Here is a 15189-nt window from a genome sequence, read left to right as displayed (position 1 = left end):
CGGGTGCCACCGCCGGCGGGCCGATTCGCTACCTACCGCCTCGACCGGCGGGGTCGGCCGGGGACGGCACTAGCAGCACGCGCTGCCACACGTGGCGCACTTCCAGCCGCCGCTCATGCAGTTCAGGCCGCAGCCGACACAGCCGGCACAGTTACAGCCGTTACCACCGCAGTCCGTGAGGATGCGCGAGGGGTCCACCGGGCCCTCGATCAGACCGCGGACGAGGTCCTCCCAGGACTCGTCGGCGTCGCCGACGACGAGGTCGACCGTCTCCCTTGGCGTGGGATCGGCATCAAGCATCTGATCTTCCCTTCTCTCGCGAATAGCACGTCACCTCCGGCACAAAAGCGGCCGATTGGTGCGCCGGAGCCCTCAACCTAGGGTCGTCGATCACATTTCAAGCTCAAGAAAATGTGAAGAAAACATGAGGTGCCAGATGGCTGCATCTTCAACCCTCTTGCACGCACATACTCATGACGAACCATCAGATATACGTCGCACGGCACCGCGACTGTTTTCCCTGATGAGGGGCGAGAGCGGGAACCGATCGCCGAGAAGACGAGACGGACCACGGAGGACGTCCGGGGCGATCGACCCGTCACCGCCATCAGAGCGGAAGGGCCTCATCGACCCTTGCCCGCAGGTCCGCCGGCAGATCAGGTGAAGTCCCGTCGGTCCGGGTGATCAGCAAGAGCGCGACCCCTGCGTCGCGCCCCTCGGCGTTCGGCTGCCCGGTCGGAGACGGACGGACCCCCCGTCACCGCTGTTCGGAGGATCCGTGGTGGAAGCGATAGCGGGTCTGGCTGTACACCGCGCCTTTCCCGAAGGCGAATCCGACCGCCGGGTCGATGCGGTACAGCAGGACATCGCCGACGCGAATGGTGTCACCGAGGCCGTACCAGGTGCCGTCGGGGCTCGTCAGCAGGTCGCCGTACTTGTCCTCGTAGGCGTCTGCGGCAGTGCCGCGTTCTGTCGGGTCGCTCACCGACTCGGCCAGTCCTTCGATGGTGATGTCGAGACCGTCCAGGACGTTCGTGCCCGTTGTCATCACACAGTGGTGGTTGCCCTGGAGGTTGCGCGCCTTACGCTCCTGGTCACCGGTCGCGAAGTACAGAGCGCCGCCGTTCCAGACGGCCAGCAGCGGCGTCACGTGGGGTCGGCCGTCGGGGCGGACGGTGGACAGCCAGAACAGCCGCGCCTGCTCCAGCACACGCAGGGCGGTCGGCCAGGGGGTCGCGTCGGCGCGTGCGTCGCTGAAGGGTCCGATCTCGGCGATCGGGTCACGGTCGGGCATGGAAGCTCCTCAAGGGGTCAGGCGGATCGCGGTCGGCCACCGATCCGGTCGACGGGTGCCGCCGCGGCCGTGCTCGGCAACCGGTGACGATCGCTCGCCGAGCAGGGCCGGGGCGATGGCCACGCCCACTGCCGCGACGTGGCCGACGACGCCGAACACGGTCCGGCGACCGGGAACCAGCGTATGCGGCGCGGCCGTCCCGGGTGGGGACGCGTGCCCGACGACAACGCCGTGGGAGGCGGCTGCGCCGAGGGCGGCGCCAACCGCGCCGACGCCGGTCAACGACAGGTCCGGGACACCGGTCGCCGACGCCGCACCGGCCGGTGCGAACGCCACCGCCGGACCGTCACCGAGCTGAACGGCCCCGCCTCGCGCCGACCGCTGCGGTCAGGTCCTGGTGGAATGGCGCAGGAGCAGTTGCCGGAGTTCGGCGGTGCACATCATGTACCCGTCGGGGGTGGGCAGGTGCTCCAGGTAGTGGTCGAGATCGGACGCCAGGGAGAAGACCCGCACCGGGGTACCCGCGGCGCGGCTGCATTCCACGACCCTGCGGACCCCGTCCAGGACAGCCGGGTGACGGGTGCTGTAGGAGTCGGCGACCAAGTGGTTGCCGCGGTCCGCCGCCAGATAGAACTGCACCAGGTCCTTGATGCCGACGAACAGTTCGCTGACACCGGCCGCGCACATCGCCGGGGTGGCGTAAACGGCGGAGGGCGTCTCGACGAACGCGGACAGGGGGGCCTCGTCCGGCAGGTCGAGGTGTGCTCGGAGCTGCACGAACTCGGTCTCGTCGCGGACGAACGGCACCGAGAGCACCACTCTGTCGGCTTGGTCTCCGAGGTGCTTGCGCAGCGTGGAAAGGACGACGTGCAAGGCGTCGCGGTAGGCGACGGAGCGCAGCAGCCAGCGGGCGCCGTGCAGCCCCATCTCGGGGTTCGGCTCCACCGCGACCGGGGCGATCTCGCTGACTTCGGCCGCGTGGTCGGAGCGCAGGTCGAGCATCCGCAGGATCAGGCGCTGGCCGGGCAGGAGCGCCTCGACGAAGCCGCGGAGCCGCCCTCCTATGGCCTGTCCGTAGGCGGTGATGCCGGCCGGGCCGCCGGCCATGGCGTCGAGCGGGCTCAGGCCCAGCGCGAGGCAGAGGAACTCCTCCCGGATGAAGAAGGACTCGACCCGTGCGGCGTCCGGCCCGGAGGAGTTGATGGTGGTGATGTCCTGCAAGTCCGCGATGACCGCGCACGCCGAGCCGAGGTCGTCCATCGCGGACCTCCCGGTCCCGGGCGGCGCCGACTCCTCGGGTCCGACGACGATCGACGCGCTCTCCAGGTACAGCGTCACCTCGCCGACCAGGTCGGCGAGGTCCGCCTCGTCGACACGGAGGACAGGTATCCCTCTGCCACGGCACAGGGACTGCATGTGGCCGGTCAGTCCGCCGGAGCCGCAGACCACCGCGCGTGCGGCCACGATGGCGTCGTACATCCCTGCCTCAAGGAAGGGGGTGACGAGGATGCTGCCCTCGCGTGGAACTCTTGTCCGATTACAGGTGCCCCGGAGCACGCTCTCGGTGCCGCCGGCCAGAAGAAACCCCAGAATCCGTCGCCTGCTCCCGTTCAACTAGCCCTCCGGATTGTCGACGTTCCCGATCCCCAGTTGTCGACGTAGCTGCCGTGGCGTCACGGAGACGTCGTTGAGCCGTTCCGCAGCGACCCGGTTGACGACCGCCCTCATCAGGCGGTCGGGCCGGGAGACAGCTGCCGGGAGTGCCGGAAGACCGCCGATGGAGAGGATGCTCGCGGTCAAGCGGGAGTCGAGCGCTTCTCGCTTCTTCCGTTCGCGCGTGGCCAGCCTCCGCACCTCCAGTACCACAGCCTCCTCCAAGGCCGCCCGGTCCGCTTCCTCCGGATTGCTGGCATAGCTCCGGTAGTGGGGGTGCAGGGCCGCGATGTCGCTCAAGCCCTCCTGTCGCAGTTCCAACTGCTCGGTCACATGGGCCGCGACGGAGACCGAGTGGTTCTTGATGGCGGCGAGGTTGAACGCGAACGCGCCCGTTCGGCCGTGCCGGACGATCTCGTCGCCCTCCCTCAGCACGCCGATCGCGGAGACCGGGCCGACCGGTCGCCCGTCGGCGTCCAGCAGGGTCCCGCACGCGTCGACCTCCAGGCCGCGCCCGGTGCGCTCGTGGGGGGTCGCGATGCCCTTCCCCAGCAGCGCTCGCCACAGCGGCTGTCCTACCTTGGCGTAGTCGGACTCCCTGCCGAAGTTGGACACCACCAGATCGGCCTCGACTCCGTGGCCGCCGTGCTGCCCGGCGACCGAGACCAGCAGCCGCCCCGACCTTGTGGGCGTGATGGCCCGCACCTTGCCGACAACCAGCTCCACCGACCCCTCCGGCGACCGCATCGCATGCTCGATGATCGCCATCGTGTACTCCACGGCGCCGACGCGCAGCGCCGCGATGGTGGTGGCGAACTCGTCCAGCAGGAGGCGCAGTTCCTCATCCGGGATACGCTCGATGATCTCGGGGAGATACGGCTCCCACGCTTTGGCGACGCGTTCGGGGACGATGGCGGAGGCGATGCCGGGGTGCCTCTCGCGCACCGTCGAGCACGCCGCACGCCATGCGGCCCTGCCCCGTGCCAGGAATTCCTCGCGGTCGCGGTAGGGCTCCATCAGGGTCTCGGGGCGGGGCAGGCGCACCACGCCGTGTTCGTGGGTGCCGGGATAGGTGCGGAAGATCGTCCCGGACCGGGAGATGAGGAGGATCTGCCCGGTGTGGCCGTTGCGCAGCAGCAGTCCCGCCGAGTCGTACGCACTCAGTACGGATCCGACGATGGCGACGGTGGCTTCGGGCGGGAGCCGGGAGAGCGTGCGGATTCCGGCCGCGGAGTACGGATTGCGTACGAAGGAGGGGTGTCCGGAGACCTCGACCGCGAAGGGCGGATCCTTGAGTTCGAGGCCGGTGGCGAGGACCACGTGGTCGGCGCCGACCACCTTCGTGTCCGGGAGCGGACCGGAGCGCACGCTGTCGAGCCCGGTCGCGGAGAGGCCGCCGACGGTCACCTCGTAGCCCCGGTCGCACGCGTCCATGTCGAGCGCCTCGCCGTCCGCTTCGACGAGGACGACGCCGGGGCAGGACTGTCTTCTGGCCTCGGCCAGCCGGTCGTCGAGGTAGTCCTGGAAGATGCGCCGGGGAGCCGGGCCCTGTTCGGTGAACGTGTGCCCGGCCCAGTGCTGCGGCCAGTCCCGTCGGTCGGCCTCCTGGTTGGCCCAGCTGATGAAGTCGAGGACGTCCTCGCGGAACACGGACATCCGGCCGGCCTGGATGTTGAAGACGTAGTCCCAGGGGTTGCCGTCACGGTGATAGGCGACTCCGGCGGAACGGTAGTCGGGGCGGCGCTCCAGCAGAACGATCTCCAGTGGTCTGCGCGCGAAGTGGAGGAGCCGGATCGCCGTCGCGGTGCCGGCCAGGCCGGCGCCCACGACGAGCACTCTGGGGCACGCGCCCGTTCGATTCATGTGGCCTCCCCGCTGAACCGGGGGCGCCCGGCGGTGCCGTCCCCACCGGCGCCGTGTGCTGACCGGATGTCGTGCGACGGAACGTCGGCTCGACCGTGCGGAACGGCCGCCCCGGATCGGCCCGGACCGGCGGTATCAGCCGTCGAGGCCCGGGGCTGCCGGGACATCGAGTTCCGTACGGACGTAATGGTTGAAGTAGTTGGTGTAGAGGTTCACCGCCACGTGGGCGAACACCTCGGTCAGCTGGGTGTCCGTCCAGCCCTGGGCAGCGGCCTCGTCCCACGCCGCGTCGGACGCCTCGCCGACCTCTCCGGCGACCTCCCTCGCGACCTGGACAAGAGCGTCGAGCTTCGGATCGTCGCCGCGCTCTCCGCGCCGGATCGCCACGGTCTGCTCCTCCGTGAAGCCCGCCGCCCTTGCCGACACCGTGTGTGCCGACTGGCAGTACGCGCAGGCGTCGACCGCTCCCACGGCCAGGGCTATCGCCTCGCGGGTGCGGGCGTCGAAGGTGCCGTGCTCGGCGATGGCCGTGCTCATCGCCGCGTAGGTCGCCAGGACCACGGGCGAGTGGGCCATCCCTCCATGGATGTTGAGCACCCTCCCGAATCGCTTCTCCAGGCGGCGCAGAGTCTCCCCGCCGGGTGCGGGCGCGCTGTCGACGGTGTGGACAGGAATCCGCGGCACGGGAATGACTCTCCTCGCAGTGGATGGGAGCTACTCGTCGGCGCAGTCTGCCGAAGCGGCGGAACCGGCGGTCGGCCCACGGCCGACTTTCGGCCACATCCCCGTCATTCTGAACAGCCTGGCTCGGTGAGGAGCGGGCCGAGCAGCCACGGCGACCGCCGCTCGGGTCAGGCCGGTGACCATCTCTTCGGCTCCGCGACCCGGAGGAGCCGACGGGGCTCTCGGATCGCCCGTCCGGGCCCGGGGCGCCGACGACGGCCTGTTGCTCCTGGCCCGTGAGCTCGGCTCGTCCAGCAGGCCCTCCGTGTGCGCTACGGGAGCATACGGAGCGCGGACGCCGGCAGGCTGCGATCGCCCCGGTGGAAAAGCGTAGGGCCGGTAAGGGAGCAGAGGTTCGATCTTCGCTTCCAGAAGCGTTTGACGTCCTTTGTAGGCAGCGGAAGTTGACGCAAACACACCCCCTGCGCGGCAGCGCTCGCAGACTGCGGTCGTATTGGCGGAGGGGTTCCGGGACGGTCGCGGGGCCCCTCGCCGACGCGTCCTCCGGGGGCGGTCGAAGGCTTTCCCGGGTACTCCTGCCACTGGACGTCTTCGGGCCGTGGCCCCGAGTCCCGGTCGGGCCGGTCGACTCCGGATCCTTCCCTTCCTCCCCTGGATGCGCCGGCCTCCTCGCACCGGCCGTTCCGTCGGCCACAGCGCTCAGCAGTCTGGGAGAAGACACCGAATCCCTGCTGGACCAGGCTGGATCCCGTATCCGCGACACTGACCGCAGACCCCCGAGCAGAGACGAGAGCGAGCGATGTCCGACTTGGCGAACGTGCTCAAGGACCTGGCGACGGCGGGAGACGAGACCGACCGTATGGTGGCCGACCTCGACGACGCCCAATGGGCGCTGGACACTCCGGCCCCCGGCTGGACGGTTACCGACCAGATAGCCCACCTCGTCTTCGTCTATCGGCTCGCCGGTACGGCGGCGGCCGACCCGGAGGCGTTCCGGGCCATGACCGAGAAGGCCTCCGGCGACTTCGACGGAGCGGTCAACGCCGCACTGGCCGCCTACCGCTCCGGCACCCCGCAGGCACTCCTCGACCGCTGGCGCGCCGAGCGCGCGGCCACCATCGAGGCGCTCGCCGCCGTCCCCCCGGGACAGACGGTGCCGTGGCTGGTGAACCCGCTGCCGCCGGTCGTGCTCGCCTGCGCGGGCCTCATGGAGACCTTCGCCCACGGTCAGGACATCGCCGACACCATCGGCGTGCGCCGCGATCCGGCGCCGTGGCTGCGCCACGTGGCCGGATTCGCCGTGCTGACCCAAGCCTTCGGCTACGAGGCACGCGGCCTGACCCCGCCCAGTGAACCTTTTCGCTTCGAACTCACCTCTCCGACAGGCGAGTTGTGGGAGTACGGCCCTCCGGAGGCGGCCCATCGGATCACGGGTCCCGCCCATGACTTCTGCCTGCTCGTCACCCGGCGTCGCCACCGCGACGACCTTGCCCTCACGGCCACCAAGGGTGCGGCGGATCACTGGCTCGACATCGCGCAGGCCTACCGGGGCCCGGCCGGAGAGGGCCGCAGGCCCGGCCAGTTCTCCGACACGTCCCGGTGAGGGTCAAACGCCCGTGACCGCCCCGCCGAATTGGGGCAGGTGAGACCTCTTCCCCTCGACGCCCCGCCGAGAACGCCGCGTGCCCGGTCCCGTAGCGGCTACGGGACCGGGCACGCCTGCGTCGTCTCCGCTACCGGTGGTCCGCGTCGAGCGGCTCCGGCCCCCGACCGCACCACCCGGACGGCGTCCGCCGCGGGGCCCGCCCGGGGAGCGCCTCGACTGCTCCCCCGAGGCCACGGGCCGAAGCCGCGGCTCCTCCTGACGCGCTCGGCGCCGTGCGGGACAACGACCACAGGGCGGCCGTGGCCCCGGCCCGGCTCCGGGACCGCCGGGTGCGCGAGACCATCGGCACGGCCTGCCCCCGCCCGCGGGCCCCCGTCGGCGGCGGTGGGCCCGGCGAGGAACGTCCCGAGGACCTGCAGGACCGGGGGGCTTGCCCCGGCCGGCCTCGGCCGTCGGCTCCGGAAGGCCGGTCCCTTCCGCACGGCCGCGCTCCTGACAGGGCGTCGCGAGGTGCTCGTCGGTGCGGGACCGCGCCGCGGGGCCGGGGTGGGGGGTGACCGGTGTGCGGCATCGTGCTGCCGCGCGGCTCCCGGTGACGCTATCGGCGGGTGAGGAAGGGCAGTTGCGGGCGTACACCGGCCCGGACGGAGACGTCTCCGTCCGGGGTGGGCGCGCCGTAGCTGACGTCAACGCCCCGGTCGCGGGCCGCCTGGACGATGCCCGGGACGGCACGTTCGGCGAGCGCGGAGATGGTGAGCGCCGGATTGACGGTGAGGGCGCCCGGTACCGCCGAGCCGTCCGTCACGAAGATGCCGGGGTGGCCGCGCAGTTCGTGCCGGTCGTCCAGGGCGGAGGTGTGCGGGTCGTCGCCGATCCGGCAGGAGGCCAGCGGGTGGACGGTGTAGGCGCCCACCACATCGTTGGTCCAGGGCATCACGCGGGCCAGTCCGTCGCGTTCCAGGATGTCCTTGACGACCGCGTCGGACTCGTCCCAGCCGCGCAGGGTGTTGGCGGTGGGCCGATAGGAGATGGGACCGCGGCCGAGCATCTGCTGGGAGATCCGGACGGCGTTCCCGGTCGGCGGCGGCGGGCCGAAGACGCCTTCGTTGTCGTCCTCGATCATCGTGAAGATGGTGAGCCAGGAGCGCCAGCGCCGGACCATCTCGGCCTTCTCCACCCCGAACCAGCTGGGTCCCTCGGCGTCGGGCACCTGAGCCAGGATGGTGCCGAAGCCCGGGGGGAAGTAGAGCTGTTCGAGGGAGAACCGGGAGTGCTCGGGCAGATTGCCGTCGAGGTTGTCCCAGCTCGCCACGACCGGGCCCTTGCCGATCTGGTTGGCCAGATACGCGGTGCCGTCGCCCCGGTCCAGGCCCAGCAGGTCCCGGGCGCGTTCTTCGTCGATCACGGCGTTGTTGAGCCGCTCGCCGTTACCGGAGAAGTAGCGTCCGACGGCGTGCGGCATCCCCCCGAGGTCGTCGGCCGAGCGCTGCAGGATGACCGGAGTCGCGCCGGCCCCCGCGGCCAGGATGACGATCTTCGCGTCGATGACGCCGCTGCCGTTGCTCAGGCGGTAGTCCGTGTCGTCGATGGTGTTGAAGTGCACCCGGTAGCCGCCGCCGTCGGTGCGGGTGAGCTTCTGCACCTCGTGCAGCGGCCGCACCTCGGCGCCGTGGGCGCGCGCGGCGGGCAGGTAGTTCAGCAGCAGCGAGCGTTTCGCGTCGAAACGGCAGCCGGCCATCATCCAGTTGCAGTTGGTGCACTTGGAGTTGTCCACGGCGGTGGGGACGGGATTGGCGGTCCGGCCGGCGTGGTCGCACGCCGCGGCGAACAGACCACCGGCGTAGCTGACGTCCTGCCAGCTCTGGGTGGATACCGGCAACGCCTCGCTGACCACGTCGTACCAGGGGTCGAGGGTGTCACGGCTGATCGCGGCCGGCCACATCCGGCGGCCGATGCTGCCGGTGCGGTCGAACACGAAGCGGGGGGCCCTCGGCATCGCGGCGAAGTAGACGACGCTGCCTCCACCGACGCAGTTGCCGCCGAGCAGGCTCATGCCGTCACCGACGGTGAAATCAAAGATGCGGGTGTAGGAGGAGCCGAGGAGGAAGTCGTGCTCGAAGTCATGGGATTCCAGCCACGGCCCCCTCTCCAGCACGGTCACCTTCGCCCCGCCCGCGGCCAGGTGGTACGCCGCGATGGCTCCGCCGAATCCGCTGCCCACGATCAGCACGTCGGTCTGCTCGATAGCGTTCACGCCAGGCTCCCGGAGGGGGTCGTGTCGGGGTGGAGCCGGGCGAGAGGGCGACCGTAGGAGAACTCGGAGAAGCGCCACTGCCCGTCGTCGGACGGAGGTGCGAAGCCCAGGGCGGCCAGCCCCGGGTGCCCGGCGGCGATCGCGTCGGCGGTGTGCAGGTGGGCACCGGTGTCGAAGGCCATGTTGCTGAACAGGGCGAGGCTGACCCACAGATGGCGTTCGGGGTGGCCGGGGGCGGTCAGGATGACCACCAGTCGCGTGCGTTCGGCGAAGGACAGTGCCACGAAGGGCGGGACCCCGGGGTCCCGCTCGGCCGGCTCCCCGGCAGGGTCCGGCCGGCTCTGCGCGTGAAGGCGTTCGGCGTGCGCGTTCAGGGCGTCGGCGAAGGCCTCCAGAGAGTCGGACATCCCGGTGGCGGCGGTCTGGAGCAGTTCGAGGGCTCCGGCAGCCACGGCCCCGGGCCAGGGTACGACGCCGGCCACGGCCCGGTCCTGCTCGTTCCGTTTCGCTCCGGGAACTATCGTGTCGGCGAAGGCCTCCAATGTGCCGGTTTTGTCCTGATTTAACTTTGGCTGGCTAGAAGGCATTCCTTCTCCATTTCGGCGTGCGGGCCAGGCGTGAACTCGGCGAAGACGTGGTGCGCAAGGGATCCTCTCCGTGCATCGATCCTCGACTGCCGGAATGATCAAAGCATCTTCGAAATTGCTGTAACTCCGCACATCTAAAGGATTCCGCATATGCCCATGGGCCGTTCGCAGCAAACATCGATCGCGTGGTTGCCCAGCCCCCATACCGTCGCTAATACTGTTCGATGGAGCCGAACCATTTCACTGGGCGGGATGCGATCGCCCCTGCGGGCTTGACCGGTCGATACCCGTCTCGACTTCGGAGGATAAATTGCACAGTGCACAGTGCACAGTGACAGGGATCGAGAGGGCCGTAGAGCAGTCGATCCGCATCATGCAGAGCAAGCTCTCGGAGCCCTTGAGCATCGATGACATGGCACGATTCGCCATGTACAGCAAGTTTCACTTCTCTCGGGAATTCCACCGGATCACCGGGATCTCGCCAAGGCGTTTCCTCTCCGCTCTGCGAATACAGGAGGCAAAACGCCTCCTGTTAACCACGGGGATGACGGTCACGGATATCAGCTGTAGCGTCGGCTACAGCAGCGTCGGAACATTCAGCTCACGGTTCGCGAACAGCGTCGGGCTCCCTCCTTCGATGTACCGCCAGGTAGGTGGATACACGAAGCAGATAAACGTCGCACAAAAGATAAGCGCAGGGGAGCGTGTGCGAGGTTTCGTCACAGCCCCGACCGTGGCCGAATTAGGGCTGATCTTCTTGGGAATCTTCCCGACGAGAGTGCCCGAGGGGCAACCCATCAGCTGCACGGTCCTCCGTACGCCCGGACCGTTCGAGATGGAGAACGTACCGCCCGGCGTCTGGTATCTGCTGGGCCACTCGGTGCCGGCCAGCACGCACGAGGCGCTGACCGACGGGCTGCCGATCCACGTGGGATCCCTCGGTCCCCTGGAGATCCGTCCGCGAGTGGCGCACCCCGACGTCGAATTCCCGCTGCGAGGCGTGCGCGTTCTCGACCCGCCGGTACTGATGGCGCTCCAGAAGGTACGTTCCGCCGCCTTCGAGAACAATCTGGTGCGGCCCGCCGGATGACCGCCGGGTGCGGACGCCGGCGGAACGTCTTCGGGCGACCGGGCCGGTCCATCCGGTGCGGACAGCACGCGCCGAATCGGTGCCACGGGCCCTGGCCATAAACCCCTCCCACTTTCTCCGGCTACCACGCCATCATCGAGGGCGTGATGCCGCCGGTGCTTCTTCGCCGTTGCGCCCGGGAGCGTGTGCCCCACCGCAGCACACGCGAAGAACGAGGCCGGCCCCCGCCCCCCGGACCGGCCCCGCGACCCACAAGCCGACGAAGCCGCCTGACGGCACGTCACCACGCGTGACGACACGTGTCAGCGAGCGTCGACGGGACGGCCGGTTCCGTTCCGGCGGGCCCGCTCCGCTCCCCGGCCCTGCCGGACCGCCGGTGTCCGGCAACGCCGACAGGGCCGCCCGGACGATGTGTCCGGGCGGCCCCGCCTTCTCGTCGCGCCCGGTGGGCCCATGGGTCGAGATGCGACGAGCCGTGGGTCAGGACGCGTCGAACGGGCTGTTCTGATAGGCGGCCAGAGACCACACGCCGTCCTTGCCCCGCACCGCGACCCATGACGCGCGTACCCGGCGCTCGGGCCTGAGCGTGTCCTCTCCCGGCGCGCGGACGCCGCCCTCGGTGACCAGGACGGCCGCCTCGTCGCTGAGGAAGTTCACGGCGACCGGTGCGCCGACGACCTGGGTCCCCCGGAACGGGCCCTCGAAGGCCGTCGCCATGAAGGACCGGATGGCCTCCCTGCCCTGGCAGTGGACGCCGGGCATCACCATGCTGCCGTTCTCGGTGAAGATGTCGGCGAACGCGGCGGAGTCATGGGCAGCCCACGCCGCCATGATGCGCTCCGGCAGGCCGGCGACGCCCTGCTCCCTCTCGTCGGCCGTGGTCGTGGTCGTGGTGTCGGTGGAGTTCATCGGGTTCCTTGCCTCCGTGATGTGAGCACGATGCCGAGGAAACCGGACGGATACGCATCCGGCTCGCTCAACTGTCGGGTGTGCGACGGCGGTTGCCGGGCAGGCCGCGTGGAACGCCGCCACCGGACCGGGCTGGGCCGACAGCGGCCCCGCCGTCGCCCGGGCCGCCGTACGGTCCGGGCGGCCGATCGCTGGTGACACGGCCGCCGGCTCGGGACTACCTCGATGCTCGCCCGCCGCCTCGGTCACGTACCACTCCGGGCTTGCTCTCGATCCGCCGGGCGTGCCCCGGACGGTGCGGTTGCCCGGAGCCCGGATCCCTGAGCAAGCCGGGAGATGCCGACCGTCGGGCGATCCCCAATCGTGTCTGTGGGGTCACATCCCCTGAATCGGGCCAACCCCGGTGGATCGACCCGATCGTGTCGTCACCCGCCCCCGCGGCGCACGAGCCGGTCGGCGACCCCGGCGGAGAGCGGCCTCCTGGCGGCGGTTTCCTCCCGGGCGCCGTCGGCGCCCGCAAAGAAGCAGGCTCGACCGGTGGCGCCTGCCCTGATGACGAAGGAAAGGGAAAGCCGATGGCCGACGCGCGGCCCTACTACGAACTGCGTCATCTCGTCGGATTCGAGGAGACCAACCTGGTCGGCAACGTCTACTACGTCAACTACGTTCGCTGGCAGGGGCGGTGCCGGGAGATGTTCCTGCTGGACAGGGCACCCGAGGTGCTCGACGACATCCGCGACGACCTGAAGCTGTTCACCGTCTCGGTGGGGTGCGAGTTCTTCGCCGAGATCACCGCCTTCGACCAGCTCTCCATCCGGATGCGACTGGAGGAGCTGACGCAGACGCAGATCGTCTTCACCTTCGACTACCTGCGGCTGCACGAGGACACCGAGAACCTGGTGGCCCGGGGCCGGCAACGGGTCGCCTGTATGCGCGGCCCGAACGGCGACACCCGTCCCACCAGGGTGCCCGAAGCCCTGCGGCAGGCCCTGGAACCGTACGCCGCACGGGTGTCGGCCGCGGTTCCCGCGAGCGGAGGCTGAGGCGGCGGGCACATCCTGCCGCCCGTCGGACCGGGCGGCAGCGGCCGGACCGTACGCACCGGTGTTGCGCACTCCCGAAGGTGCCCGGTCTGCACCGCAGTCCGACGATGAAATTCTCGCCACCCCCCGGGTGGCTGCCCGAGGAGGCATCGCATGGCATCGGCAATGGGTTCTCTGCGCAGACTTCTGATGGCCCCTTCCCTGCGTGACGTGAGCTTCGCCGGACGGGGATTCCCCGTGACCGAGACCGCTGCCACCAGACAGCTGGAGACCATCCCGCAGGCCGTGGTGACCGGCTTCGAATGGGGCATCGAGTCCACGAGCCTGTGGGAGACCGAGCGGCGGCTGTCGCTGGTCGACCTGGAGATGCAGGGCTTCGCGTACGAGGGCGCGGTCATGGCGTCGGTCATCCGGGACTCGATGCCCGGCCGCGGCGGACGCACCCGGGCACTGCTCCAGGGGAGCGGGCGGCGGCACATCTTCCTCAACTACATCGGCATCGGCTTCGCCATGGCCAAGCTGCCCCGGCCGCTGTGGGGAAAGGTCATGCCCGACGATCTCGACGGCGAGGAGTTCTACCCGCCGATGAGCTGGCTCGCCATCGACGGGTACGGCTTCGACCGCGCCTACTTCGACCGTGCCCGCTGGGTCGACGCCCAGCGTCCGGACACTCCCTACGCCTGGGAGGGGCATCCGCACTACTTCCAACGGGCGGTGGACCAGGGCATCGGACGGGCCCTGTGGTTCATCCACGGCGCGGGCGTCGCGCAGGTCAGCGCCGCCGTGCGCGGCTTCGCCCCCGAGCGTGCGCCGGACCTGTGGGCGGGCGTGGGACTCGCCGCCACCTTCGCGGGCTGCTCCACGGCCGCCGAACTGGCGTCGCTGCGCGCCGAGTCCGGGGAACTGAGGGGCCACGTGGCGCAGGGGTCCGTCTTCGCGGCGAAGGCCCGCCACTTCTCCGGCGTCGTGCCCGAGCACACCCGGGCCGCGCTCCACGCGCTGGCCGGGATCACCGTCGAGGCCGCGGCCGCGCTCGCCGACGACACCGCGCCCGCGCCGGGCTCGGCGAGGGATGTCCCGGCCTATGAAATCTGGCGCCGCACGGTGCGTGCACAACTGCTCGCGCCTACCGACTGAGCATTCCTGGAGTAGCCGAACGGGTAGTCGTATCACCTATCTTCGTCCAACGAACGGGAAATTCCGGCAAAGGATAGAGGGGCGGCCTTTAATGTCCATCTTGCGTGCGATGAGGCGCCGAGTCCTCACGCCAAATGTTCGGGAAACGAAACTGGAAAAACGCGGTTTCCACGTCAAGAACGCGGCGGCCAAACACCAGTTGGAAACGGTCGGGACGAGCTTCCTCCAGGGCTACGCCTACGCGGTCGAGGCGCGCACCGCGGACCAGGCGACCGACTGGCTGGAGACGGTTCCCCGGCCCTTCCGCGGGTTCGCGTACGAGGGCGCCGGCATGGGCGCCGTCATGCTCGACTCCCTGACGGGCGGCGACAAGCGGCTGACCGGCATCCTGGAGGGCAGGGGCCGGCACCACAACTACATGATCTACGTCGGCGTCGGCTGGGCGATGGCCAGGCTGCCGAGGTTCATGTGGCCCGACGTGAGCAGCACCGATCCGGTGCTGCGCTGGCTGCTCCTGGACGGGTACGGCTTCCACCAGGCGTACTTCAAGACCGACGCCTACGTCCGCGACCCCGGCCGGGAACACCCTTTCACCTGGAAGGGCGGGCCGGACGCCTACAGTGCCCGCGTGATCGACCAGGGCATCGGGCGCGCCCTGTGGTTCGTCGGCGGTACCGACCCCGACGTCGTCGCCGAGCTCATCGGGGCCTACCCCGCCCACCGTCACGGCGACATGTACGCCGGCGCCGGACTCGCCTGCACCTACGCGGGCAGCGTCGACGAGGACGAACTGCGGCGCTTCGCCAAACACGCGGGCGAGCATCTCCCGAACCTGGCGCAGGGCTCCGCGTTCGCCTGCGAGGCCCGCGAGCGCGCGGGCACGACGACCGCCCACACCCATCTCGCCGCCCGCGTCCTGTGCGGCGGCCGGACACCCGGGGAAGCCGCCCGGGTGTGCGCCGACACGGCGCCCGAGAGCTGTGACGGCGGCGAGATCCCGGCATTCGAAATCTGGCGGCAGCACATCGCCGCAGAGATCACTTCCGTTCCGCACGCGTAGAAAGGCGCT

General features: G+C 70.0%; 14 protein-coding genes. 5 read left to right on the top strand and 9 right to left on the bottom strand.

Annotated features, from left to right (window positions below; genetic code table 11):
* Positions 1-69 precede the first annotated feature (69 nt).
* From DTB53_RS21935 to DTB53_RS21915, 6 genes are all read right to left on the bottom strand, one after another.
* Complete coding sequence (locus DTB53_RS21935) at positions 70-300, bottom strand: hypothetical protein (protein ID WP_042495483.1); 231 nt, start codon at positions 298-300, stop codon at positions 70-72.
* A gap of 457 nt (positions 301-757) precedes the next feature.
* A complete protein-coding gene (locus DTB53_RS21930; protein ID WP_003964460.1) occupies positions 758-1294 on the bottom strand; it encodes a pyridoxamine 5'-phosphate oxidase family protein in 537 nt (178 codons plus the stop codon).
* Positions 1295-1303: 9 nt separating this feature from the next.
* Positions 1304-1630 carry a hypothetical protein gene (locus tag DTB53_RS36710; protein WP_012377914.1) on the bottom strand — a complete coding sequence of 109 codons (327 nt, stop codon included), beginning with the start codon at positions 1628-1630 and terminating at the stop codon, positions 1304-1306.
* A gap of 51 nt (positions 1631-1681) precedes the next feature.
* Positions 1682-2908, bottom strand: coding sequence for a putative PEP-binding protein (locus DTB53_RS21925; RefSeq protein ID WP_042495486.1), 1227 nt, complete (start codon positions 2906-2908; stop codon positions 1682-1684).
* On the bottom strand, positions 2909-4810 hold the full coding sequence (locus tag DTB53_RS21920) for an FAD/NAD(P)-binding protein (protein WP_012377916.1): 1902 nt from the start codon (positions 4808-4810) through the stop codon (positions 2909-2911). It lies immediately after the preceding gene.
* 135 nt (positions 4811-4945) lie between these two features.
* Entirely contained in the window at positions 4946-5494 is a 549-nt protein-coding gene (locus DTB53_RS21915) for a carboxymuconolactone decarboxylase family protein (RefSeq protein WP_012377917.1), read from the bottom strand.
* A gap of 799 nt (positions 5495-6293) precedes the next feature.
* Between DTB53_RS21915 and DTB53_RS21910 the strand changes: the two genes are divergently transcribed.
* The gene (locus tag DTB53_RS21910; RefSeq protein WP_003964464.1) at positions 6294-7097 is read left to right on the top strand and encodes a TIGR03084 family metal-binding protein; all 804 of its coding nucleotides are present in this window, start codon (positions 6294-6296) and stop codon (positions 7095-7097) included.
* A 601-nt stretch (positions 7098-7698) separates the two neighbouring features.
* Here the strand turns inward: DTB53_RS21910 and DTB53_RS21905 are convergent.
* A complete protein-coding gene (locus DTB53_RS21905; protein ID WP_012377918.1) occupies positions 7699-9354 on the bottom strand; it encodes an FAD-dependent oxidoreductase in 1656 nt (551 codons plus the stop codon).
* Positions 9351-9941 carry a DUF5987 family protein gene (locus tag DTB53_RS21900; RefSeq protein ID WP_042495491.1) on the bottom strand — a complete coding sequence of 197 codons (591 nt, stop codon included), beginning with the start codon at positions 9939-9941 and terminating at the stop codon, positions 9351-9353. Before DTB53_RS21900 ends, DTB53_RS21905 begins: the two co-directional genes overlap by 4 nt.
* Before the next feature lie 373 nt (positions 9942-10314).
* Between DTB53_RS21900 and DTB53_RS21895 the strand changes: the two genes are divergently transcribed.
* The gene (locus tag DTB53_RS21895; RefSeq protein WP_042498093.1) at positions 10315-11031 is read left to right on the top strand and encodes a helix-turn-helix transcriptional regulator; all 717 of its coding nucleotides are present in this window, start codon (positions 10315-10317) and stop codon (positions 11029-11031) included.
* Positions 11032-11511: 480 nt separating this feature from the next.
* On the opposite strand, the gene DTB53_RS21890 is transcribed toward DTB53_RS21895, so the two are convergent.
* Positions 11512-11940 carry an SgcJ/EcaC family oxidoreductase gene (locus tag DTB53_RS21890; protein WP_003964468.1) on the bottom strand — a complete coding sequence of 143 codons (429 nt, stop codon included), beginning with the start codon at positions 11938-11940 and terminating at the stop codon, positions 11512-11514.
* A gap of 575 nt (positions 11941-12515) precedes the next feature.
* Here DTB53_RS21890 and DTB53_RS21885 point away from each other — a divergent pair.
* The 3 genes from DTB53_RS21885 (at position 12516) to DTB53_RS21875 (ending at position 15180) form a co-directional block, all read left to right on the top strand.
* Entirely contained in the window at positions 12516-12983 is a 468-nt protein-coding gene (locus tag DTB53_RS21885) for an acyl-CoA thioesterase (RefSeq protein ID WP_003964469.1), read from the top strand.
* Positions 12984-13136: 153 nt separating this feature from the next.
* Positions 13137-14120: a DUF1702 family protein gene (locus DTB53_RS21880; RefSeq protein WP_012377921.1), complete on the top strand. Its 984-nt coding sequence runs from the start codon at positions 13137-13139 to the stop codon at positions 14118-14120.
* A gap of 91 nt (positions 14121-14211) precedes the next feature.
* Entirely contained in the window at positions 14212-15180 is a 969-nt protein-coding gene (locus tag DTB53_RS21875; RefSeq protein ID WP_012377922.1) for a DUF1702 family protein, read from the top strand.
* Positions 15181-15189 lie beyond the last annotated feature (9 nt).

Origin of the sequence: Streptomyces griseus, assembly GCF_900460065.1 — a bacterium.
In the GTDB taxonomy this organism is placed as follows: domain Bacteria; phylum Actinomycetota; class Actinomycetes; order Streptomycetales; family Streptomycetaceae; genus Streptomyces; species Streptomyces griseus.
This window is presented reverse-complemented; position numbering and strand designations above follow the sequence as displayed.